Origin of the sequence: Nonomuraea turcica (assembly GCF_030718205.1) — a bacterium.
In the GTDB taxonomy this organism is placed as follows: Bacteria; Actinomycetota; Actinomycetes; order Streptosporangiales; family Streptosporangiaceae; genus Nonomuraea.
This window is the reverse complement of record NZ_JAUZQF010000008.1, coordinates 202844-223155: the sequence shown is the minus strand read 5'-3', so window position 1 is coordinate 223155 and position 20312 is coordinate 202844. Positions and strand designations below refer to the sequence as shown.

23 protein-coding genes are annotated in these 20312 nt (G+C 68.0%); 13 read left to right on the top strand and 10 right to left on the bottom strand.

Annotated elements, in window-relative coordinates; translation table 11 throughout:
* Positions 1 to 140 precede the first annotated feature (140 nt).
* The 6 genes from Q9G87_RS22235 to Q9G87_RS22210 all read left to right on the top strand — a co-directional run bounded on the left by Q9G87_RS22235 (position 141) and on the right by Q9G87_RS22210 (position 7328).
* Complete coding sequence (locus Q9G87_RS22235; RefSeq protein ID WP_305918339.1) at positions 141 to 1691, top strand: MFS transporter; 1551 nt, start codon at positions 141 to 143, stop codon at positions 1689 to 1691.
* An 82-nt stretch (positions 1692 to 1773) separates the two neighbouring features.
* Positions 1774 to 2034 (top strand): DUF3039 domain-containing protein, encoded by a 261-nt coding sequence (locus tag Q9G87_RS22230; protein ID WP_305918338.1) that lies wholly within the window; start codon positions 1774 to 1776, stop codon positions 2032 to 2034.
* Between the two features lie 78 nt (positions 2035 to 2112).
* On the top strand, positions 2113 to 2991 hold the full coding sequence (locus tag Q9G87_RS22225; RefSeq protein WP_305918337.1) for a zinc metalloprotease: 879 nt from the start codon (positions 2113 to 2115) through the stop codon (positions 2989 to 2991).
* Positions 2992 to 3017: 26 nt separating this feature from the next.
* The gene (locus tag Q9G87_RS22220) at positions 3018 to 4403 is read left to right on the top strand and encodes an MFS transporter (RefSeq protein WP_305918336.1); all 1386 of its coding nucleotides are present in this window, start codon (positions 3018 to 3020) and stop codon (positions 4401 to 4403) included.
* A gap of 83 nt (positions 4404 to 4486) precedes the next feature.
* A complete protein-coding gene (locus tag Q9G87_RS22215; protein ID WP_305918335.1) occupies positions 4487 to 5458 on the top strand; it encodes a hypothetical protein in 972 nt (323 codons plus the stop codon).
* A gap of 115 nt (positions 5459 to 5573) precedes the next feature.
* Positions 5574 to 7328: a DEAD/DEAH box helicase gene (locus Q9G87_RS22210; protein ID WP_305918334.1), complete on the top strand. Its 1755-nt coding sequence runs from the start codon at positions 5574 to 5576 to the stop codon at positions 7326 to 7328.
* 62 nt (positions 7329 to 7390) lie between these two features.
* Here the strand turns inward: Q9G87_RS22210 and Q9G87_RS22205 are convergent, their stop codons facing one another.
* Genes Q9G87_RS22205 through Q9G87_RS22195 form a run of 3 tightly spaced genes read right to left on the bottom strand, consistent with a single transcriptional unit; the run spans position 7391 to position 10209 of the window.
* Positions 7391 to 7906 carry a GNAT family N-acetyltransferase gene (locus Q9G87_RS22205; protein WP_305918333.1) on the bottom strand — a complete coding sequence of 172 codons (516 nt, stop codon included), beginning with the start codon at positions 7904 to 7906 and terminating at the stop codon, positions 7391 to 7393.
* Positions 7907 to 7949: 43 nt separating this feature from the next.
* The gene (locus Q9G87_RS22200) at positions 7950 to 9053 is read right to left on the bottom strand and encodes a glycosyltransferase family 2 protein (protein ID WP_305918332.1); all 1104 of its coding nucleotides are present in this window, start codon (positions 9051 to 9053) and stop codon (positions 7950 to 7952) included.
* Positions 9054 to 9102: 49 nt separating this feature from the next.
* Entirely contained in the window at positions 9103 to 10209 is a 1107-nt protein-coding gene (locus tag Q9G87_RS22195) for a helix-turn-helix domain-containing protein (RefSeq protein ID WP_305918331.1), read from the bottom strand.
* A gap of 282 nt (positions 10210 to 10491) precedes the next feature.
* On the opposite strand from Q9G87_RS22195, the gene Q9G87_RS22190 reads away from it, so the two are divergent.
* Positions 10492 to 10710, top strand: coding sequence for a hypothetical protein (locus tag Q9G87_RS22190; protein WP_305918330.1), 219 nt, complete (start codon positions 10492 to 10494; stop codon positions 10708 to 10710).
* Between the two features lie 171 nt (positions 10711 to 10881).
* On the top strand, positions 10882 to 11259 hold the full coding sequence (locus Q9G87_RS22185) for an STAS domain-containing protein (RefSeq protein WP_305918329.1): 378 nt from the start codon (positions 10882 to 10884) through the stop codon (positions 11257 to 11259).
* A 4-nt stretch (positions 11260 to 11263) separates the two neighbouring features.
* Here Q9G87_RS22185 and Q9G87_RS22180 read toward each other — a convergent pair whose 3' ends face one another.
* The 5 genes from Q9G87_RS22180 to Q9G87_RS22160 form a co-directional block, all read right to left on the bottom strand.
* Positions 11264 to 11920, bottom strand: a complete 657-nt coding sequence (locus Q9G87_RS22180) for a class I SAM-dependent DNA methyltransferase (RefSeq protein ID WP_305918328.1) — start codon at positions 11918 to 11920, stop codon at positions 11264 to 11266.
* Between the two features lie 38 nt (positions 11921 to 11958).
* Entirely contained in the window at positions 11959 to 12780 is an 822-nt protein-coding gene (locus Q9G87_RS22175; RefSeq protein ID WP_305918327.1) for an alpha/beta fold hydrolase, read from the bottom strand.
* A 21-nt stretch (positions 12781 to 12801) separates the two neighbouring features.
* On the bottom strand, positions 12802 to 13299 hold the full coding sequence (locus Q9G87_RS22170; protein WP_305918326.1) for a hypothetical protein: 498 nt from the start codon (positions 13297 to 13299) through the stop codon (positions 12802 to 12804).
* 121 nt (positions 13300 to 13420) lie between these two features.
* Positions 13421 to 13990, bottom strand: a complete 570-nt coding sequence (locus tag Q9G87_RS22165) for a nicotinamidase (protein ID WP_305918325.1) — start codon at positions 13988 to 13990, stop codon at positions 13421 to 13423.
* A 14-nt stretch (positions 13991 to 14004) separates the two neighbouring features.
* Positions 14005 to 15288: a nicotinate phosphoribosyltransferase gene (locus Q9G87_RS22160; RefSeq protein ID WP_305918324.1), complete on the bottom strand. Its 1284-nt coding sequence runs from the start codon at positions 15286 to 15288 to the stop codon at positions 14005 to 14007.
* A 46-nt stretch (positions 15289 to 15334) separates the two neighbouring features.
* Between Q9G87_RS22160 and clpS the strand changes: the two genes are divergently transcribed.
* From clpS to Q9G87_RS22135, 5 genes are all read left to right on the top strand, one after another.
* Positions 15335 to 15628 carry an ATP-dependent Clp protease adapter ClpS gene (gene clpS / locus Q9G87_RS22155; RefSeq protein ID WP_305918323.1) on the top strand — a complete coding sequence of 98 codons (294 nt, stop codon included), beginning with the start codon at positions 15335 to 15337 and terminating at the stop codon, positions 15626 to 15628.
* Between the two features lie 19 nt (positions 15629 to 15647).
* Positions 15648 to 16172 (top strand): DUF2017 domain-containing protein, encoded by a 525-nt coding sequence (locus Q9G87_RS22150; protein WP_305918322.1) that lies wholly within the window; start codon positions 15648 to 15650, stop codon positions 16170 to 16172.
* Positions 16173 to 16181: 9 nt separating this feature from the next.
* Positions 16182 to 16583, top strand: a complete 402-nt coding sequence (locus Q9G87_RS22145) for a M67 family metallopeptidase (RefSeq protein WP_305918321.1) — start codon at positions 16182 to 16184, stop codon at positions 16581 to 16583.
* A gap of 154 nt (positions 16584 to 16737) precedes the next feature.
* Positions 16738 to 17010, top strand: coding sequence for a MoaD/ThiS family protein (locus Q9G87_RS22140; RefSeq protein WP_138673133.1), 273 nt, complete (start codon positions 16738 to 16740; stop codon positions 17008 to 17010).
* Position 17011: 1 nt separating this feature from the next.
* Positions 17012 to 17959 (top strand): PLP-dependent cysteine synthase family protein, encoded by a 948-nt coding sequence (locus Q9G87_RS22135; protein ID WP_305918320.1) that lies wholly within the window; start codon positions 17012 to 17014, stop codon positions 17957 to 17959.
* 58 nt (positions 17960 to 18017) lie between these two features.
* On the opposite strand, the gene Q9G87_RS22130 is transcribed toward Q9G87_RS22135, so the two are convergent.
* Positions 18018 to 19862, bottom strand: a complete 1845-nt coding sequence (locus Q9G87_RS22130; RefSeq protein WP_305918527.1) for a DUF3352 domain-containing protein — start codon at positions 19860 to 19862, stop codon at positions 18018 to 18020.
* Positions 19863 to 19947: 85 nt separating this feature from the next.
* On the bottom strand, positions 19948 to 20274 hold the full coding sequence (locus Q9G87_RS22125; RefSeq protein ID WP_305918319.1) for a hypothetical protein: 327 nt from the start codon (positions 20272 to 20274) through the stop codon (positions 19948 to 19950).
* Positions 20275 to 20312: the final 38 nt, after the last annotated feature.

Below are 20312 nucleotides of genomic sequence, written 5' to 3'. Positions count from 1 at the left end.
AAGTCATTTGTCATTTGTCATGGACTGACATAGATTACCCGAGGCTTACGAGATCTATGCCCTGATGTGGGCGTACGTGTACTGAGGGGGACTTCATGGCGAACGCGAAGGCGGTCGAGGCACCGCCATCGCCTGGCTCTGTGAAGACGGGGGCAGGGGGCAACCCGTGGCTGGTGCTGCTGGCCGTCAGCCTGGGCGTCATCATGGTGATGCTCGACGGCACGGTCGTGGGCATCGCCAACCCGTCCATCCAGGCCGACCTCAAGGCCTCGCTGTCCGACCTGCAGTGGGTCACCAGCGGTTATCTGCTGGCCCTGGCGGTCTTCCTGATCACTGCGGGCAAGCTGGGCGACCTGTTCGGACACAAGCGGGTCTTCCTCATCGGCGTGGGGGGCTTCGCGCTCTCCTCGGTGGGCATCGGCTTCAGCGCCGAACTGGCCGACGTCATTCCCGGCGTCACGCCCGTCGGCGCGTTGATCGGCCTGCGGGTGCTGCAAGGCTTGTTCGGCGCGCTGCTCCAGCCCGCCGCACTGGCGTTGCTGCGCACCGCGTTCCCCGGTGAGAAGCTGAACCAGGCGATGGGGGCCTGGGGCGCGATCATCGGCCTGTCCAGCGCCGCCGGGCCCATTGTGGGCGGCGTGCTGGTCGAGCAGGCGACCTGGCAGACCGTCTTCTTCATCAACGCGCCCGTCGGCGTCGTCGCCCTGATCATGGGCACCCTCCTGATCAAGGACAACCGGGCTCAGACGCTGGCCAGGATCGACTGGCTGGGCGTGCTGCTGCTGTCCGGCGCGATGTTCTCGCTCGTCTGGACGATCATCAAGGCCCCCGAGTGGGGCTGGGGCGACAGCACGACCCTGACCTTCGTGGCCGTGTTCGCGGCGCTCATCGGGGCGTTCATCTTCTGGCAGAGCAAGGCCCGCCAGCCGCTGGTGCCGCTGTCGCTGTTCAGGAACGCCTCGATCTCCATCGGCACCGTGCTGATGATGATGGTCGCCTTCGCCATGTTCGGCGCGATGTTCTTTCTGGGCTTCTTCTTCCAGGGCGTGCACGGTCTGTCCCCGCTGGAGGCCGGCCTGCGCATGATGCCGATGAGCGCCGGCATGATCTTCGCCTCGCCGCTGGCGGGCATGGCGCTCGGCAGGTTCGGGCCGAGGCTCACGATGGCGGCCGGTCTGCTGATCACCGCCTTCTCGATGTTCCTCATGTCCAGGCTCAGCATCGACGCGTCGTTCATCGAGAGCGGCATCCCGTTCCTGTTGCTGGCCTTCGGCATGTCGCCGGTGTTCGTGGGCGCCACGGAGATCATCGTCGGCAACGCTCCCGTGGAGCTGACCGGCGTGGCCGGCGGGGTGCAGCAGTCGGCCATGCAGGTCGGCGGCGCGCTCGGCACCGCGGTCCTGGGCGCCGTGATGGCCGCCCAGATCTCCGCCACGCTGCCCGGCCACCTCGGCCCTGCGGCTCAGGCGATCCCGGCCGCACAGCTGGCGGGGCTGGAGAAGGCGGCCGCGTTCGGGTCGGCGCCGCCCGGGCTGGGGCAGCCCATCGTGGACGCCGTGCACAACTCGTTCATGGACGGCATGTCCGTGGCCTTCCTCGTCAGCACCGGCATCGCGGTGCTCACCGCCGCCCTGACCCTCTTCGTGAAGGCGGGCCGCAAGGCCGAGGGCCAGCCGGTCCACATGGGTTGATCACCGGGTACGGCCTCCGCCACGCGGCGGGGGCCGTACTGCCATGTGGGGGGCGGTTGCGGCGGGGCATAAACTCGGTGGGGTGAGCACGAAGATCCTCCCAGAGCAGAAAACCACGCCGCAGACGTCGCACGGCGACGGTGATCACGAGCGGTTCGCGCACTACGCGGACAAGCACAAGATCACTGAGAGCATGGTGACGGGCACGCCCATCCGCGCCCTGTGCGGCAAGATCTGGGTCCCCAGCCGCGACCCCAAGAAATATCCGGTATGCCCGGAGTGCAAGGAGATCTACGAAGGTCTGCCTGTGGGCGGCGGCGACCAGGGCGACAACAAACAGTGAGTGTTGCTGAGCGGTAATCCTCCCAGGTAGAGCTACGGTCTGTAGCCAGACCAGCTCATACCGTCATGGGGGTACCGCATGGCCCGGCGCGCGACCGCCGTCTCGTTGGCATGCCTGCTCACGGTGGGCATCGCGCCACCGCTTCAGCTCGGCACCGCCCGGGCCGCCGTCTGCGCCGGATCTCCTCACCCGAGCACGCCGGGGCCGCGCTCGCCCCATCCCGGGGACGTGGCCAAGGTCCTGGCCGAGCTCGGCCGGCGGCTGGCCGGGGTTACACCGCCCACGACGATCACCGTGCCCACCCGCGTGCACGTCCTCACCCGCGGCGTACGCAAGGTCTCCGACCGGGCGATCAGGAGCCAGATCGCGGTGCTCAACTCCGCGTACGGCGGCGCCTTCGGCGGCGTGGACACCGGCGTGCGCTTCCGGCTCGACGGCATCTCCGTCAAGGCGAACCCCACCTGGTTCGCCGATCCCGTGGGCCACGAGCAGGCGATGAAGAACGCGCTGCACCAGGGCTCGGCAGGCACGCTCAACCTCTACATCGCCCAGCTCAGTGAGCAGATGTTGGGCTTCGCCAGCTACCCCTACTGGTACGCCGACGCGCCCCGGCTCGACGGCGTCGTGATCGACTGGCGCGGCCTGCCCGGCGGGACGATGACCAACTACAACCGGGGCTTCACCGGCGTCCACGAGATCGGGCACTGGCTCGGCCTGTTCCACACCTTCGAGAACGGCTGCCGGGAGCCCGGCGACGGCATCGACGACACCCCGGCGGAGGCCAAGCCGACCGAAGAATGCCCGGCGAACAAGGACACCTGCGCGCAGGCCGGGCTGGATCCCATGCGGAACTTCATGGACTACGCCCACGACCGGTGCATGGCGGAGTTCACGCGGGGGCAGGCGAACAGGATGCATCAGATGTGGGCGGCGTACCGTCACACCTCAGATCTTTAGATTGTGCGACAAATTACGATGTTGGGGTGACAGGACCGAAAGCACTCGACGCTCCCCACCAACCTCCCCGGATCCTCGGCCCGGCCTACCGCACCGCCACCCTCGGCATCCTGCTCGTCGTCACGCTCGTCGCCTTCGAGGGCATGTCGGTCGGAGTGGTCATGCCGGACGTGGCCCATGAGCTGGACGCGTTGGACCTTTACGGCCTGAGCTTCTCCGCCTTCCTGATCTCCAGCTTGTTCGCGAACGTGGTGGCCGGGCTCTGGGCGGACCGTCGCGGTTACCCGATGCCGTTCGTGGCGGGGTTGATGCTGTTCGTGGCCGGTATGGGGCTGGCGGGGGCCGCGCAGTCAGCGATGATGTTCCTGGCGGCGCGGGCCGTCCAGGGGCTGGGCGCGGGGGCCTCGATCGTGGCGCTGTTCGTGATGATCGCGCGGGTCTATCCGGCCGAGATGCGGCCCAAGGCGTTCGCCGCGGTCTCGGCCGCCTGGGTCGTGCCCTCCATGGTCGGCCCGGCCGTCGCGGGATCCGTGGCGGGGCAGTGGGGCTGGCGGTACGTCTTCTACGGGATCATCCCGCTGATCGTGCCCGCGCTGCTGATGCTCGTTCCCGCATTGCGCAGACCGGCCTCTTCCGACGACGCGCCCGGGGACGGTCCGCGGTCGCGGCCGCTGGCGATGACGCTGGCCGCGGCCGCGACGGCCGGCGGGGCGGCGGCGTTGCTGCATGGGGTGGACCGGCTCCACCTCGCTCCGGTGTCGGGCACTCTTGAGACACTGGCCGGGCTGGGGCTGCTGATCTACGGTCTGTACCGGCTGCTGCCGCCCGGCGCGCTGCGGTTCGCCCGAGGGCTGCCCATGACCGTGCTGATGCGCGGGTTCTTCTCCGCCGCCTTCTTCGGGGTGAACTCCTTCATCCCGCTGGCGCTGCAGGAAGTGAGAGGGTTCGACGCGAGGGAGGCGGGGATCGCGCTGACGACGGGGGCGCTCGGCTGGTCGGCGGGTTCCTACCTGCAGAGCCGGCGGGACGTGGAACCGTACCGGAGGATCAGGCTCGGGGCGACGGGTGTGACCGGGGGCATCCTGTTGTCCGTGCTGTCCGTCCTGCCGGGGATGACCGGGTGGGTCGCGGTGCCCGCGTGGATCGTGGCCGGGTTCGGGATGGGGCTCGGCATGGCCACGATCAGCGTCACGACGCTCAAGCAGTCGCCGGAGAACGAGCAGGGGGCGAACTCGGCGGCGCTGTCGGTGACGGACATGCTGGGGTCCGCGCTGGCGATCGGGGTCGGCGGGGCGCTGGTCAACCTCATCGGGCACACCTCCGCCGAGATCGCCACGGGGTTCGTCGTCATCTGCCTCTTCATGGCGGTCATCGGGCTGGCCGCCACGCTGCTTGCCGGGCGCATCCGCTGAATTCCGCATCTTCCGTCACATCGATCACGGTTCGCCGGATCCTCGTGGCGAGGAGTGATAGGACAGCGGGACAAGGAGGTGTCATGGAGGGTGATCACCGTGTCTGGCCGCCTCAGCCGGGGGCCAGGCATCGCCGTACTCCTCCAGAGGACACGGAGCCCGAGTGGGGCGGGGCTCCGGCGCGCCGGAGCCCGCGCGACGAGGAGCCGCGTCCCCGGAAGCGGCACCCGCTCGACCTCGACGCGGGGGAGAGCGAGGACCTCGGCGAGCCGTGGAACCCCCGCATCCGCAGGGCCACCGAACGCGACCCCGAGTACGACTCCGATCTGGACTGGCCCCCCGGCGGAAGCCCGGAGCCGCCCACGGGCAGCGGCTGGGAACGTGACGATTGGGGGCGAGGCGCGGAAGGCGGAGGGCCGTTGTCCGCGCCGCCATGGGACACGCTGCCTCCGTCAGCCCGGCTCTACGGCACCCCGGTGGACCCCGGGACGCGCCGGCGCGCCGGCACGCGCGTGTGGCGGCGGTGGGCGGGCGCGCTCGCCGCGCTGTTAGCCGGGGCGGGGCTGGTGACCGGGGCGACCGCGGTGGTGTTGCGGATCACCGAGCCGCAGGCGGAGTCGAGCACGCTGAGCGACACGCTGGCCGGGGTGACGGCGACGTTGCCGCAGGGGTGGAGCGTGGGCGCGGTGCCGCCGGTGACCGGGTTCACGTCGGTGGTCAGGGACGGGAACGGGGGCCTGGTCATGGCGAGGCCGGTGCCCGGACGCCTGGAGAACGCCGAGGAGGCCACGGCCCAGGCGGCGGAGCTGTACTCCAGACTCCTGCTCAAGGGCGACCGCGTGAACATCGTCGAGGACAAGGAGATCCCCGGGGGCCACACCCGGGCGCTACGGGCGGAATATCAGGATGTGGTCAACCGGCCCGCCTTCATGAGAGTGATGCTGGTCACTCGCGGCGACAAGGCCGTCCTGCTCGTCGGGCTGCTCCAACCCGAGGAAACCGCACGCAGACAGGCCCTCGACGCGGTCATGAACAGCCTTGGACAAGCCGCCTAGCACGTGAGGAAGACCTTGGCCAGAATCCACGGCTCACGGCACGTCTTGTCGGTGGGCCCGATTAGTCTTGGGTCACTGTGAGAGAGCGAAGCACACGAACCCCAGAGGTGATGCGGTGAGCACCTTCGCCGCGTCCCACCTTTCGCCTTCCTATCCAGACCGCGCCGCGTGGGGCACCGCCCCCAAGCTGCGCGCCTGGCAGCAAGAGGCCTTCGACCTCTACTTCAGGCGCGAGCCACGTGACTTCCTCACCGTGGCGACGCCGGGCGCGGGCAAGACGACCTACGCCCTGCGCATCGCCAGCGAGCTGCTCAGCCGCGGGGTGATCAGAGCGATCACCATCGTGACCCCGACCGAGCACCTCAAGCGCCAGTGGGCCGACGCCGCCGGGAAGGTCGGCATCGGCATCGATCCGGAGTTCAAGAACAGCCAGGGCACGACGTCACGCGACTACACCGGCGTCGCGGTGACGTACGCGCAGGTCGCCATGCACCCGGCCCTGCACCGGGCGCGCACCGAGGCGCGTAAGACGCTGATCATCTTCGACGAGATCCACCACGCGGGCGACGCCAAGTCGTGGGGCGACGGCGTGAAGGAGGCGTTCGAGCCCGCGACGCGCCGGCTCCAGCTCACGGGGACGCCGTTCAGGTCCGACGACAACCCGATCCCGTTCGTCGCCTACGAGGAGGACGGGGAGGGCCTCAAACGCAGCGTCGCCGACTACTCCTACGGCTACGGGCCCGCCCTCGACGACGGGGTCGTGCGGCCGGTCATCTTCCTGGCCTACTCCGGGGAGATGAAGTGGCGCACGCGCGCCGGTGACGAGCTCGTCGCGACCCTCGGCACGCCGCTCACCAAGGACCAGCTCTCGCAGGCGTGGCGGGCCGCGCTCGACCCCAAGGGCGACTGGATCCGCCAGGTCATGCAGGCCGCCGACCGCCGCCTCACCGAGGTGCGCAGGGGCGTGCCCGACGCGGGCGGCCTGGTCATCGCCACCGATCACGAGACCGCCCGCGCCTACGCCCGCCACCTGCGCAACATCACCGGCGAGGGCGCCACCGTGGTCCTCTCCGACGATCCCGGCGCGTCGAAGAAGATCAAGGAGTTCGGCGCGTCGCAGGACCGCTGGCTGGTCGCCGTGCGCATGGTGTCGGAAGGCGTCGACATCCCCCGCCTGTGCGTCGGCGTCTACGCCACCTCGACCTCGACCCCGCTCTTCTTCGCCCAGGCGGTGGGGCGTTTCGTGCGTGCCCGCAAGCGCGGCGAGATGGCCTCGGTCTTCCTCCCCTCGGTGCCCACGCTCATGGGGCTGGCCAACGAGATGGAGGTGGAGCGCGACCACGTGCTCAACAAGCGGCCTCCGGAGGACGGCCTCGACGACAGTCTCCTGGAGCAAGCCAACCGCAAGAAGGACAACCCGGACGTCCTTGGCGACGAGCTGCCGTTCGAGACGATGGAGACGTCGGCCACGTTCGACCGGGTGTTGTTCGACGGCGGCGAGTTCGGCACCGGCGCGGAGGTCGGCTCCGCCGAGGAGGAGGACTTCATCGGCCTGCCCGGGCTGCTGGAGCCCGACCAGGTGGCGACCCTTCTGCGCAAACGGCAGTCGGATCAGCAGGCCGCCAAACGCAAGCAGCAGCCGGAGGAGCAGCCGCGCGAGACCCTGGCGCCGCACGAGCAGATCGCCGAGCTGCGGCGGGAGCTCAACGGCCTGGTGGGCGCCTGGAACCATCGCACGGGGCAGCCGCATGGGGTCATCCATGCGGAGCTGCGACGCTCCTGCGGCGGCCCGCCGATCGCCCAGGCCACGGCCGAGCAGATCCAGGAGCGGATCGACACGATCCGCCGCTGGGCTACCCAGCGCCGTTAGCCGGTTCGCGTACTTGCGCCGATCGCCCTGCCCGCAGGGCGATCGGCCCCGCTTCCGGCGCGTCAGCGGAAGCGGTTGCGGCCGAGTTGCCTGACCATGATGCGGCACATCTCCGGCCGCCGTTCGTACGTGCCGTCCGGGTGATACACGACCTCCGTCGTGGCCACCTGCCCATGCGGCCATTCGACATACCCTCGGCGGTGATACAGCCGCCGCGCGGCGAGGTTGTCCAGCCGGACGCCGAGGGCGACCTGTTCGTGGCCGGTGGCGAAGAGCCGATCCTCGGCCGCCCACAGCAGTTGCGTCCCGATGCCCTCGTTACGGCGCCCGGCGACGACCTCCAGATGGGTGAGCAACGCGACACCCGGTAAGTGGGCGCGTAGCTCCGGCTCCTCGGCGGGGGCCAGCCACACGTAGACGTCGCCCACCGCGATGTTCCGCTCCCAGGCGACGAGGAGGAACCCGTGCCCGGCCTCTTGCCTCGCCAGCCGGTCGCTGAAATACGTCTTCTGCCCGAGCGACCGGACTATCCTGCGGAGATCGGTATGGTCGGCTTTGCGTATATCTGGTGCCCCCACGGACGGACAGATTCCCTGTTGACACTCTGGTGAATCAACAGCGCTAGGCCATGGATGTCCACCAGCGCAATTGCGGCTCACTGTCTTTCACGAGCCATTTCATCGCGTCAGCGGTCGAGTCCAGCTGCGGGGTCCCGGCGAAGTGCTCGGCCCATCGGCGGCGGTCTTTCCTCCAGGCTTCGATATAGGAGACGCAGAGCACCTCATCGATGCGGTGATGGCGGCCGAGCGCGGCTTCGAGCGAGGCCTCCATGGCCTGGCGGTTCTTCAGCGAGCCCACCGGGAGCCGCCTGACTCGGCGCAGCACGTCGCTGATGAACGCCTTGCGCTGGGCGAGGAAGCCGGTCCAGTACGCCGGGTCGGTCGCGCCTGCCCAACCCGTCTTCTTCTCTCCGTCCAGCAGCCAGTAGACGCCCTCCGCCAGCACGTCGCCGAGCTCTTGGTCCCGTGCGCGAATGGGACGGTCAAAAGGGTCGTACTCGCGCTGCGTCACCTGCCCGGTCACCGCCAGCCGACGTAGCGAGGTCTCACCCAGGAGGTAGAACCAGTCCTCGTTGTAAATGTTGGGGAAGAACGACGGATTGCGCGTCGTCTCGACGGCGAGGGCGCCGCCGCCCACGAACGAGTCCTGATCCCCTCCGGCCAGCCGGTGAGCGTGGCACACCACTGAATTGTCCGGGTAACCACCGATATGCATGCCCACCGCGTCGTATTTGTCGAGCAGACCCGCCGCGCGCGCGACCTCCTCATGACTGCCGACCTCGATGTCGTCATCCAGGAAGACGATGCGTTCCCAGCTCATCAGCCGGGCCAGCAGAAGCCCGATGTTGCGCTTCGCGCTCAGGTCGGTCGCCCGGACGAACGGCGTGTTCTTCAGCAGCGTCGTCGTCCGGAAGTCCGGCAGGTTGAGCGAGGCCGGACTGCCGATGTCGATCGCGATGAACTGCACGTCACTCGGCATCAACAAGGCCGCGAGCTCCGGCTTGCTCCATTTGCGGCGGCTGTGCAGCGTCACCAGGGGACAGCCGAGCGTGCTCGCCAGCCGAATGACGTGTTTCAGCCATGTCGGATGCCGGATCGTGGGGACGACGATGGCATCGACGGCTCCCGGCTTCGCGCCGGCGAGACCCTCGCCGTACACGTCCACCAGATGTCTGTGGGAGCCGTGGTGATGCTGCGTCCTGACTGTTGCTATTTCAGTCTCCATGGGTGGGCTCCGGCCATTCGTGTAACCGGAACGCGTCGATGGTCCAGTCAGGCGTGATCACGGCTCTGCCCTGGACGCCGACCCGCATCAGAATGCTGTACGACTCCGCGTCGCCGAAACGCGACTCCAGATAGCCGGCGTTCCTGTCGTGGAATCGAGCGTCGGTCAGCGCCCGGACCGCCCCGTACACGCCTCTGGCGTATATCCCGTTGCATATGGTCAAAGTGCGTTCGACGTTGAAGGGGTTAACGCCGCGGTAGAAGAAGGCGACGTCCTCCTGTAGTCGCAGGCTATCGCCAGAACCCACCGTGACCGGATAATACCGCTCCGTGTCCCCGTCCCTCTCGACTTCGAAATAGGGTCCCTTCTCGCCCGCCCAGTCGGGGATCTGCCGCACGGGGAGCTCGATGCGCGTGAGCGTGTACTCGGTGACCGCGTTGTAGTCCACGCCGCCCAGGAGCACGACATGGGTGGTCAGATCGTCGGATTGGAGATCGGCCATGGTGCGCACGACCCCCCGGCTGTGCGGGTTCACGCTGCGCACGTGACCCCACAACTCGAATAACGAGTCCAGATCCGAGTATCGGTAGAGCGCGACGTAATCGGCGTTGTCGGGGTCCGACTTCGGGATCCTGGCGCGGTCCTCTTCGGGGATCTGCGAGCAGATGATCGTGATCGGCTCGCCTCTGGGGAAGTGCCACGGGCCGCGGCGGCGGGCGCCCTCGGCAAGGTCCGGCTCGAAGACCTCGCCGGCGCTCTGCTGCCGCAGCGCCCGCTGACGGAGCTTGGTCAGCTCGGCGAGCAACTTCTTGTGCTCCTCGCGTTCGTCCGGAGTCAGCTCGGATTCGTCGAACAGGCGGGCCCTGCCGTTGTCGACGGATCGTTTGGTCGCGAAGAACCTGGCGTACTTCTCCAGCCGATGCAACGGTGGGATCTTGATCACCGAGCTCGACTCCCAGGAGGAGATCAGCGGCACGCTGATCTTGAACGCCTCGCGCAGCTGGGCCTGCGTGACATGCACATCAGGCCAGTGGCTTTCGCGGAGCTCGCGCAGACGGTGCGCAAGCGCCGTCCCCGCGACGTCGTCACCGCTCATGTCGGCCTCATTCGTGTGAACTTCACAAAATTCTAGTAAACGCCCATTCGGCTGCCTGAGTCGATGGAGAATTCGCAGCTAGGCCGTAACGGAACGGTCTACTGGCGAGAATCGGGCGCACAAGAGCCCTTAGTCTAGCCACGTATCTCTGGCGACAGTGTGCGAATGTCCTGGGTTCAGCGAGGGAATCATAAAGAGAGACAAACTTCAGTTAAGGATGCTGAAGTTCTCTGAATACAGGCAAGGTTCCTGTCACAGCGCATCGCAACCAGGGAAACCTTTATGACAGATCTGGCTCTGTACCTCTCAGTGGCAATGCCCCCTCCGACCGACACCGAGACCTGGTCGCTCCTCATCCTGGCGACCATGATCACCCTGGTGGTGGCCGCGATCCGCTGGATGGCCCGGCGGACGCGCATCATCATGGTGGTCAGCGGCACGAGCGTCCTGGTAGTGATCCTCACCGTCCTGGTTCTCGCGTACCTGACCCTCGCGGTCTGAGTACGCCTTCCCGCGCGGCGCTTCGCCCCCCGGCGCTGCGCGCGTCCGGCCTGGCCGCTTCCGCCGCGGCCTATGCATTTGGACACAGAGCAGTGGCCTTCTGTTAGAAGCTTGGTGGAAGCGGCAACAACCTCTCTTGGCTCGTCTTGGGATGTGCAAAGGACTTCGCCAATGTCATCTGAGGCCAACCGGAAGCCGACGCTCAGTGTGACTTCAGGCCTCTCAAGAAACGCCATCATCATGAGGCTCGAGGGCGAACTCGACGTCAACGCGGTGCCGGTGCTGCGCGAGCACCTGCAACGCATCTGGGAGCTGCCCCCGCAGCCCTTCCTGATCCTGGACCTCGGCGGGGTGGCGTTCTGCGACTCCCTGGGGATGAGCGAGCTCGTCAGCGTCCTGCAGCGCTGCGAGGCCCGGGGGACAAGGCTGCTGCTCGGCGGGGTTCATGGGGTCATGGCCAGGGTGCTGTCGATCACCGGGCTGCGGCACGCGTTCGAGGTCTTCGCGAAGTTCGACGACGCCCTGCGGCTGGCCGTGGCCGCGCCCTGAACCCCTAGAGACCGAGAGGCTTGCGGGCCAGGAGCATGGCCTGCGGCGTCAACTCGTAGGCGGTGCCCGGCCGGGGCTCGCGGAGCAGACGGGCATCCACGACGAAGCCCGCCGCGCAGAGCAGCTCGGCGATCTGGTCCGGCTGCCGGCGGTGGAAGTCCAGCGAGATCGGGTGGCCGAACCCGTCCGTACGGTGCACCGGCTCGTCCCCCGCCTGGAACGCCACCAGCACGTGACCCCCTGGAGCCAGCACCCGGTGGAACTCGGCGAACACCTCGGGCACGCGCTCCAGGGGAACGTGAATGATCGAGTAGTAGGCCACCAGACCGCCCAGCTTCCCGTCGGGCAGATCCAGGGCCAGCATCGAGCCCTCCTCGAACCGCAGGCCGGGATATGTGCGCCCGGCCAGTGCCACCATCTCCGGCGACAGGTCCACGCCGAAGACGTCCAGCCCCAACTCGTGCAGGTGCGCCGTGACCCACCCCGGACCGGAGCCGACGTCCGCCACGGGCCCGGAGTCCCGTACGAGCTCGGCGAATGCGGCGAACATCGCCCGGTCCAGCGGCATGCCCGCCAGCGAGTCACGGAAGAAGTCGGCGTAGTCGACGGCCATGGCGTCATAGGACGCCCGGGTGGTGCGCAGGAAGTCCGGTTCGGTCACGGCGGACCACCCTAGCCGAACCGATCAGCCCCAATCGATCAGCTTTGGATGAAGGCCAGCAGGTCGGCGTTGAAGTCGTCGTTGAACGAGCCCGTCAGGCCGTGCGGAGCCCCTTCATACACCTTCAGCGTGGCGTCCTTGACCAGCTCGGCCGACTTGATGGCGGCGTTCGCGATGGGCACGATCTGGTCGTCGTCGCCGTGCGTGATCAGCGTCGGCACGTCGATGCGCCGCAGGTCCTCGGTGAAGTCCGTCTCCGAGAACTGCTTGACGCAGTCGTAGGCGCCCTTCAGCCCGCACTGCATGCTCATCAGCCAGAACGCCTCCCGCGTGCCCGGCGAGACGGTCGAGCCGGGCCGGTTGGCGCCGTAGAAGGGGGCGCTGAGGTCCTTGTAGAACTGCGAGCGGTCGGCCAGCACGCCCGCGCGGATGTCGTCGAAGACCTCGATGGGCACGCCTCCGGGATTGGCGTCCGTCTTGAGCATCAGTGGCGGCACGGCGCCCAGGAGCACGGCCTTGGAGACGCGGGTGCTGCCATGGCGGCCGAGGAAACGCGCCACCTCGCCGCCGCCCGTCGAGTGGCCGACCAGGATCGCGCCGCGCAGGTCCAGCGTCTCCAGGAGACTGAACAGGTCGTCGGCGTAGGTGTCCATGTCGTTGCCGCTCCACGCCTGTGTGGAGCGTCCGTGGCCGCGGCGGTCATGGGCGATGGCGCGGTAGCCGTTCTCGGCCACCAGGCGCAACTGGCTGTCCCAGGCGTCGGCGTTGAGCGGCCAGCCGTGGCTGAAGACGACCGGCTGGCCGGAGCCCCAGTCCTTGTAGAAGACCTCGGTGCGGTCGGCCGCGGTGATGTACGGCATGGTAGTGCTCCATCCAGATGGCTACGTCATCGGTGCCGGGATCCGGTGGCCGCTGCGGCCATCAACCGGGATATGGCCTGATTTTTCAGGCAACGGGACTGTTACGCGGGCCGTGTCGCCTTTGACGCGTACGGGAAGGACGGTCCGGCGATCGCCCGGACCCGGGGCCGTACGCACCCAGACCAGCAGCCGCCTCCCCTTGGTGCGGACAGTGACCTCGGCCGTCTCGCATTCGCGGTGGACGGCGGGCCAGGCCAGCACGAGCGCCCTGCCGACCCTGGCGGATCGCGGGGCAGGGGTGCGTTCGTCGCAGACAGGTGCCGGTGACACGTCGTGGGACACCACGGAGTGCTCAGGGATGGAATCCTGAGCGAGCTGGCTCATCACGATCGTGCCGCCTTCCAGCAGCACCAGCGTGACGATCGCGCCCATGCGCACGGCGGCGCTGCCCTTGACGAGGAGCCACAGGCTGAGCGGCCCGAGGAGCAGCCAGGCCGCTCCTAGGGAGAGGGCCAGCATGAAGAACCTCCCACGACGAGGAAGACGTGTCACGCTCCGTGTCGTCACGACTGCGGAGAGCGTCCGTCCCTCTTGATATCACATCACCTCAGCGTTGCGCAGCGTGATGGACGGCAGGAGATCAGCCCACGGCAGGCGCTCCCCGCAAGGTGGCGCCCGCATTCTTCAGCTCCTCGATCGCCGCCTCAGTCGTGGCGCGCGAGACGCCGGCCGTGAGGTCCAGCAGGACGCGCACCGCCAGGCCGTGCTTGACCGCGTCCAGGGCCGTGGCGCGCACGCAGTGGTCGGTGGCGATGCCCACGACGTCCACCTCGCGCACCCCGCGCTCCCTGAGCCAGTCCACGAGCGACACCCCGTCGCCGGACGCGCCCTCGAACCCGCTGTAAGCCGCCGCGTTCGTCCCCTTGCTGAAGACCTCCTCCACCGCCGACACGTCGAACGACGGATGGAAGTCCGCCCCCGGCGTGCCGGCCACGCAGTGGGCCGGCCAGCTCGAAAGGTAGTCGGGCGACTCCGAGAAGTGGTCGCCGGGGGAGACGTGGTAGTCGCGGGTGGCGACCACATGGTCGTAGCCGTGGTCGGCCACGTGGCGGGTGATCGCCCCCGCCACCGCGGACCCGCCGGCCACGGGAAGGCTGCCACCCTCGCAGAAGTCGTTCTGCACATCGACGATGATCAATGCGGTGCCCATAGTGGCACGATACGTCAGGCGAACTCCGTGGGGACCGCCGCGTACCCCCGGCCCAGGTGGAGGGCCTCCAGCGGGAGTGTGGCGACGGCCTGCGCGTGGCGTTCGCGGGCGGCGGACAGGGGCTCCGCGCCGACGACCTCGCCTTCGTGCACCAGCTCGTGCAGCAGGGGAATGCCACCCTCGGGGACCACGCCCCCAGTGGTGATCAGCTCGGTCTCGGCATGGCCGGAGGAGTCCAGCACCCGGTACGCCTCCTTGCGCCCGCCCCGCGACGGCTTGCCCACCGAGCGCTTGGCCACAGGCTCCAGCTTGCCCGCGGCCGTCTCCCGCGCCACCAGCTTGTACACCAGTGCCGCCGTGGGCACCCCTGACCCGGTCACCAGCGAGGTGCCCACTCCGTACCCGTCCACGGGGGCGGCGGCGAGCGCGGCGATGGCGTATTCGTCCAGGTCCGAGGTGACCAGGATGCGGGTGTTGAAGGCGCCGAGCGCGTCGAGTTGCTCGCGCACCTCCTGCGCCGCGGCGGCCAGGTCTCCGGAGTCGATGCGGACCGCGCCGAGCTTGGGCCCGGCCAGCTCCACCGCCGTGCGGACCGCCTCCGGCACGTCGTAGGTGTCCACCAGCAGGGTCGTCTCCGGCCCGAGCGAGGCAATCTGGGCCTCGAACGCCGCCCGCTCGGAGTCGTGCAGCAGCGTGAAGGCGTGCGCCGCCGTGCCGGCCGTGGGGATGCCGTACCTCTGCCCGGCCATCAGGTTGGAGGTCGAGGCGAACCCGGCGATGTACGCGGCCCGGGCAGCGGCCACCGCCGCGCTCTCGTGCGTCCGCCGCGAGCCCATCTCGATGATCGGGCGCTTGCCCGCGGCGTTGGTCATGCGGGAGGCGGCGGAGGCGATCGCGCAGTCGTGATTGAGGATCGACAGGATCAGCGTCTCCAGCACCACGGCCTCGGCGAAGGTGCCCTCCACGACCATGATGGGAGAGGCGGGGAAATAGAGGTCACCCTCGCGGTAGCCGTAGATGTTGCCCGAAAACCGGTAATCGGCCAGAAACGCCAGAGTGGCGTCGTCCACGACCTGGCGCGCCTGCAGATAGGTGAGTTCATTGTCACCAAAACGGAAGTGTTCGAGCTCGTCCAGGACACGTCCCGTCCCAGCGACAACCCCGTAGCGCCGCCCGCCCGGCAGGTGTCGGGCGAACACCTCGAAGACCGCGCGTCTGTGGGCCGCCCCGCTTCGCAGCGCGGCCTGCAGCATCGTCAGCTCATAGTGATCTGTGAGCAACGCAGTGCTCATGGTCATTGTCACGACTCGAAGACTACGGCCCAGATAGGGCAGACTCGGGGATGTGGGTAGCACCGCTCCAATCACCGTCGAGCGTCCGTCATCGGACGTCCGGCCCGATCTGCCATGGGTAACCATCGTCTGGAACGACCCCGTCAACCTCATGTCCTACGTGACCTACGTCTTCCAAACGGTCTTCGGCTACACCAAGGAGAAGGCCGAGAAACTCATGCTGGACGTACACCACAAGGGTAAGGCGGTCGTGTCCAGCGGCACGCGCGAAGAGATGGAACGCGATGTGCAGATTCTCCACTCCTACGGCCTGTGGGCGACGCTCCAGCCGGATTCGGTCAAGTGATGCACGTGAAGAGGTGCGGGTGAGTTCGGGGTTCTCGCCGGGCAAAGGTGGCGGAGTCGTCGCGCGGTTCGAGGCCGCGGAGGTCTCGCTGCTGCGCTCGCTCGTGTCGATGACGCTCGGCCTCGTGACGCCGGGGGAGACGAGCGACGATCCGCTGGAGCGGGCGCTGGGCATCGGCTCGACCGAGGCTCCGTCGGACCCGGTGCTGGCGCGCCTGTTCCCGTCGGCGTATGAAGACGACAAAGAGGCGGCCGAGTTCCGCCGCTACACCGAGGCCACGCTGCGCGACGGCAAACGGGCCGACGCGCAGACCGTGCTCGACAGCGCCGCGTCCGGGCGCTTCGACCTGACACCCGAGCAGGCCCAGGCGTGGCTGCGGGCGCTCAACGACATCCGGCTCACCCTCGGCACCAAGCTGGAGGTGACCGAGGAGATCCACGATGAGATCGCCATGATGTCCGAGGACGACCCTAGATACCCGGCCTATGTCACCTATGACTGGTTGACCTACCTCCAGGACAGCCTGGTCCGAGCGCTCTGGTAATTTCCGGGCATGCTCTCGATCTCGCAGGAACTGGCGGACAAGATCGTCGCCCATGCCCGGGCCGACCACCCCGACGAGGCGTGCGGTGTGATCGCGGGCAAGAACGGCGTTCCCGAGCGGTTCGTCCCCATGGCGAACGCCGAGCGCTCGCCCACCTTCTACCGCTTCGACTCGATGGAGCAGCTGCGCGTGTGGCGCGAGATGGACGACCGCGACGAGGAACCCGTCGTGATCTACCACTCCCACACCGCCACCGAGGCCTACCCGTCACGCACCGACGTGTCCTACGCCTCCGAGCCCAACGCGCACTACGTCCTGGTCTCCACCAGGGACGACAACAAGGCGGAGTTCCGCTCCTACCGGATCCTCGACGGAGTGATTACCGAGGAAGAGGTAAGGTTTCTCCCATGATGGTCCGGCCGGTGCAGAGCTTCCTCTTCGCGCATACTCCGGCTGTCGTCGTCTACGACTGTCGCAACTGACGTCACTGAGCCTGGAATCCCCTTTCAGCCGTCGGCGTTGTCCGCCGATGGGACGACGACATGACATGAGGAGACTGACCGCGATGGCCATCGAGGTTCGCATCCCGACCATTCTGCGCAACTACACCGACGGTGCGAAGGCCGTGAGCGCTGAGGGCGCCACTCTTGACGAGCTGATCACCAATCTGGAGTCCCGCCACCCGGGCATCAAGGACCGCCTGGTCGACCAGGGCGGCCTGCGCCGCTTCGTCAACGTTTACCTCAACGACGAGGACGTGCGCTTCCTGGGCGGCCTCGGTACGCCGGTGTCCGACGGTGACACGGTGACCGTCCTTCCTGCCGTCGCCGGCGGGTGACATGCGTTTCGAATCGCTGATCGACTCGGTGGGTCGCACGCCGCTCGTCGGCCTGCCGAGGTTGTCGCCGTCCGCCGACGTACGGATCTGGGCGAAGCTGGAGGACCGCAACCCGACCGGCTCGATCAAGGACCGGCCCGCGCTGTGGATGGTCCAGCAGGCCGAGAAGGACGGCCTCCTCACGCCCGGCTGCACGATCCTGGAGCCCACCAGCGGCAACACCGGCATCTCGCTCGCCATGTCGGCCAAGCTCAAGGGCTACAAGCTGATCTGCGTCATGCCGGAGAACACCTCCGAGGAGCGGCGCCAGCTGCTGCGCATGTGGGGCGCCGAGATCATCTCCTCCCCGGCGGCCGGTGGCTCGAACGAGGCCGTGCGCGTGGCCAAGGACCTGGCGGCGAAAAACCCCTCCTGGGTGATGCTCTACCAATACGGAAACCCGGCCAACTGGCGCTCGCACTACGAGACCACGGGCCCCGAGATCCTCGAGGACCTGCCGACCGTCACCCACTTCGTGGCCGGGCTCGGCACGACGGGGACGCTGATGGGAGTGGGCCGGTTCCTGCGCGAGCGGGTGCCGGACGTGCAGATCGTCGCCGCCGAGCCGCGTTACGGCGAGCTGGTCTACGGGCTGCGTAACGTGGACGAGGGGTTCATCCCCGAGCTCTACGACGAGTCCGTGCTGACCACCCGATTCTCGGTCGGCTCCGCGGACGCGCTGCGGCGCACCCGCGAGCTGCTGGCCTCTGAGGGCATCTTCGCCGGCGTCTCGACCGGGGCCGCGCTGCATGCGGCGCTCGGGGTGGCCGCGAAGGCGGTCAAGGCGGGAGAGCGTGCCGACGTCGTGTTCGTGGTGGCCGACGGCGGCTGGAAATACCTGTCCACGGGCGCCTACGAGGGCACCCTGGACGAGGCGGAAGAACGCCTCGAAGGCCAGCTCTGGGCCTGAGCGCCTGGAACACGAAAGGGCGGCCGGTCAGGGGACCGGCCGCCCTTTCGTTATGCCCTTAGTTGAACAGGACCCGCATCGAGAATGTCGCCTCGGTGTCGGTCTGGGTGCCGCTGATGCCGATGGCCCTCAGCACCTGCAGGTTGGCCTTCTCGTCGCCTTGCATGGTCTTGAGGTAGAGGCTCTCCAGCTTGTCGAGGTCGACGAAGAGCGCTGACGTGGCCTCGCCCGCGTTCGGGATCGCGGTCTGGAACGTCTCCGAGTCGCCCAGCGTGCCCTCCTCGGCCAGCTTCTTGGCGTACTCGTCGGTCGTCGCCACCGTGAAGACCCCGTCCCCGGCGACCTTGGCGATCTGGGGAGCCGGCTGCCCGCTGGAGGTCATCGCCTGCTGGATCTTGTCGAGGATGGCCTGCGCCTTGGCCGGGTCGGTCGCGATGCGCACGCCGCCCTTGATCTGGTCGCTGTTCAGGCCCTCGCTGTCCACCGCCAGCGTGAAGTTCTTGCCGAAGACCGTGGCGAGGTCAGCCGGCAGCTCCAGGCCGAACTGGGTCTTGGCCTGCTCGATGAGCTGCTTGATCTCCGCGGCCCCGGTCGCCGAGGCCTGCTTCTCGATCTCGGACCACTGCTTGGTGACGACCTGGTCCAGGCCGGAGATCGACAGCGCGCCGGCCGTGGTGGCGGGCAGAGTGCCCAGGTTGGCCTTGGGCAGGTCGCCCTGGGGCAGCATGCCCGTGCCGCCGCGCACCGTACCGGCGAGCTCGACGTAGGCGCTGTCGAAGCGCAGGGCGCCGGCGAACCTGGCGTCCTTGATCTTGTCGATCGCCGCCCGTTGGTCCGCGGGGAGCTCCTTCTTGGCCAGGTCGATCAGGCCGCCCATGTCGGCCCAGAAGGACAGCACGCCCTGCTCGCCGACCGCACCCATGTCCTCGCTGAACTCCGCGTTGTCGGCCAGGCTGCCCTCGGCCTGGGCGTACTTGTCGGCCAGCCCCTGGTTGGCGGTGAGGAGCGCGTAGTCGTCGCGGAAGGAGATGCCGTACTTGTCGCCGTCCATCAGCTTGGCGATGCCGGCCTTGGCCTGCTCCTGGTCCTTGACCTGGACGGCCACCGCGAAGTCGGGCTCGTCCTTGCCGGAGGGGACGGCGGCGAAGCCGATCCTGCTGCCCAGCCACGGGTCGACGTCCTTGGCAAAGTCGATCTTGCTGTCGGAGTCCTTGTTGATGGTGTCGAACAGCGCCTTGCGCGGGTCCTCGCCGGTGAAGGAGTCCTTGGTGACCGTGAACTTCCTGGCGAGCTGGAACAGCGCCAGCTTCTGGTTCGCGGCCGGGTCCAGGTCAAGGCGGGCGTAGGCGATGGAGTTGGCGGGCAGGACGTCGTTCGGCTGCGTGCCGCCGCCGCCGATGGCGCCCACGGCCCACACCGCGCCGCCGCCGAGCAGGACCACCGCGAGGGTCGCGGCGCCCGCGATCAGCCAGCCCTTGCGGCTCTTCTTGGCCGGCCCGGCCGGGCCGAAGCCTTCAGGCCCCTGCTGCTGCCATCCTGGCTGCGCGTACTGGCCCTGCTGCCAACTCTGCTCCTGCTGCCAGCCGCCCTGCGGCATCTGCTCCTGCTGCCAGCCACCCTGGGCCTGCTGCCCGTACGGCGGCTGTTGCTGCCCGTAAGCCTGCTGACCGTATGCCTGCTGTCCATAGGCTGGCTGCTGCTGGCCGTAGGGCTGCTGGCCAGGGTTGCCCTGCTGACCGTAGGCGCCCTGCTGGTCATAGCCCTGCTGCCCATAAGTCCCCTGTTCGCCGTAGGACTGCTGCTGGGGGTAAGGCTGCTGCGGAGGGTACGGCTGCCCTTGGTTCCAGTTGTACGCCGTAGTCCGGTCAGGATCCTGGCCGTAAGGGGGATTATTCGCAGACATCACTCAACTCACAATGTGGACTTTTAACCACAGAGAAGTTATCTGATGTTGCTTGTCAGCCGCTTGCAATGTGCTGAAGTCGAAATCAGACTCTGGGGAGCTCCTTTCTGAGCACATCGATATGCACCTCGCCGCTCGCGTAGTCGGCGACGCTCGACCACGGCACGAACGTGCACCCCGCGTAGATCACCCGTGTCAGGACCCGGGAGAGCCAGGGGACGCGCCCGTGGAGGTTGCGGGTGAGCCCGAGCAGGAGCGGCGCACGCCGGCTGGACACGACAAGTCCGTTGACGGTGTGGCTCTGCTGGAGCTCGCCCTTGTGCTTGATCATGCGGATGTCGACGACGTGACCGACCCACACCCCGTGGCAGTCCCAGACGGACTGACCTATGAGTTCGGTGACAACTGCCATGATCAAACTCTCTCAGCCCGACCATGTTTTCGCAGGTA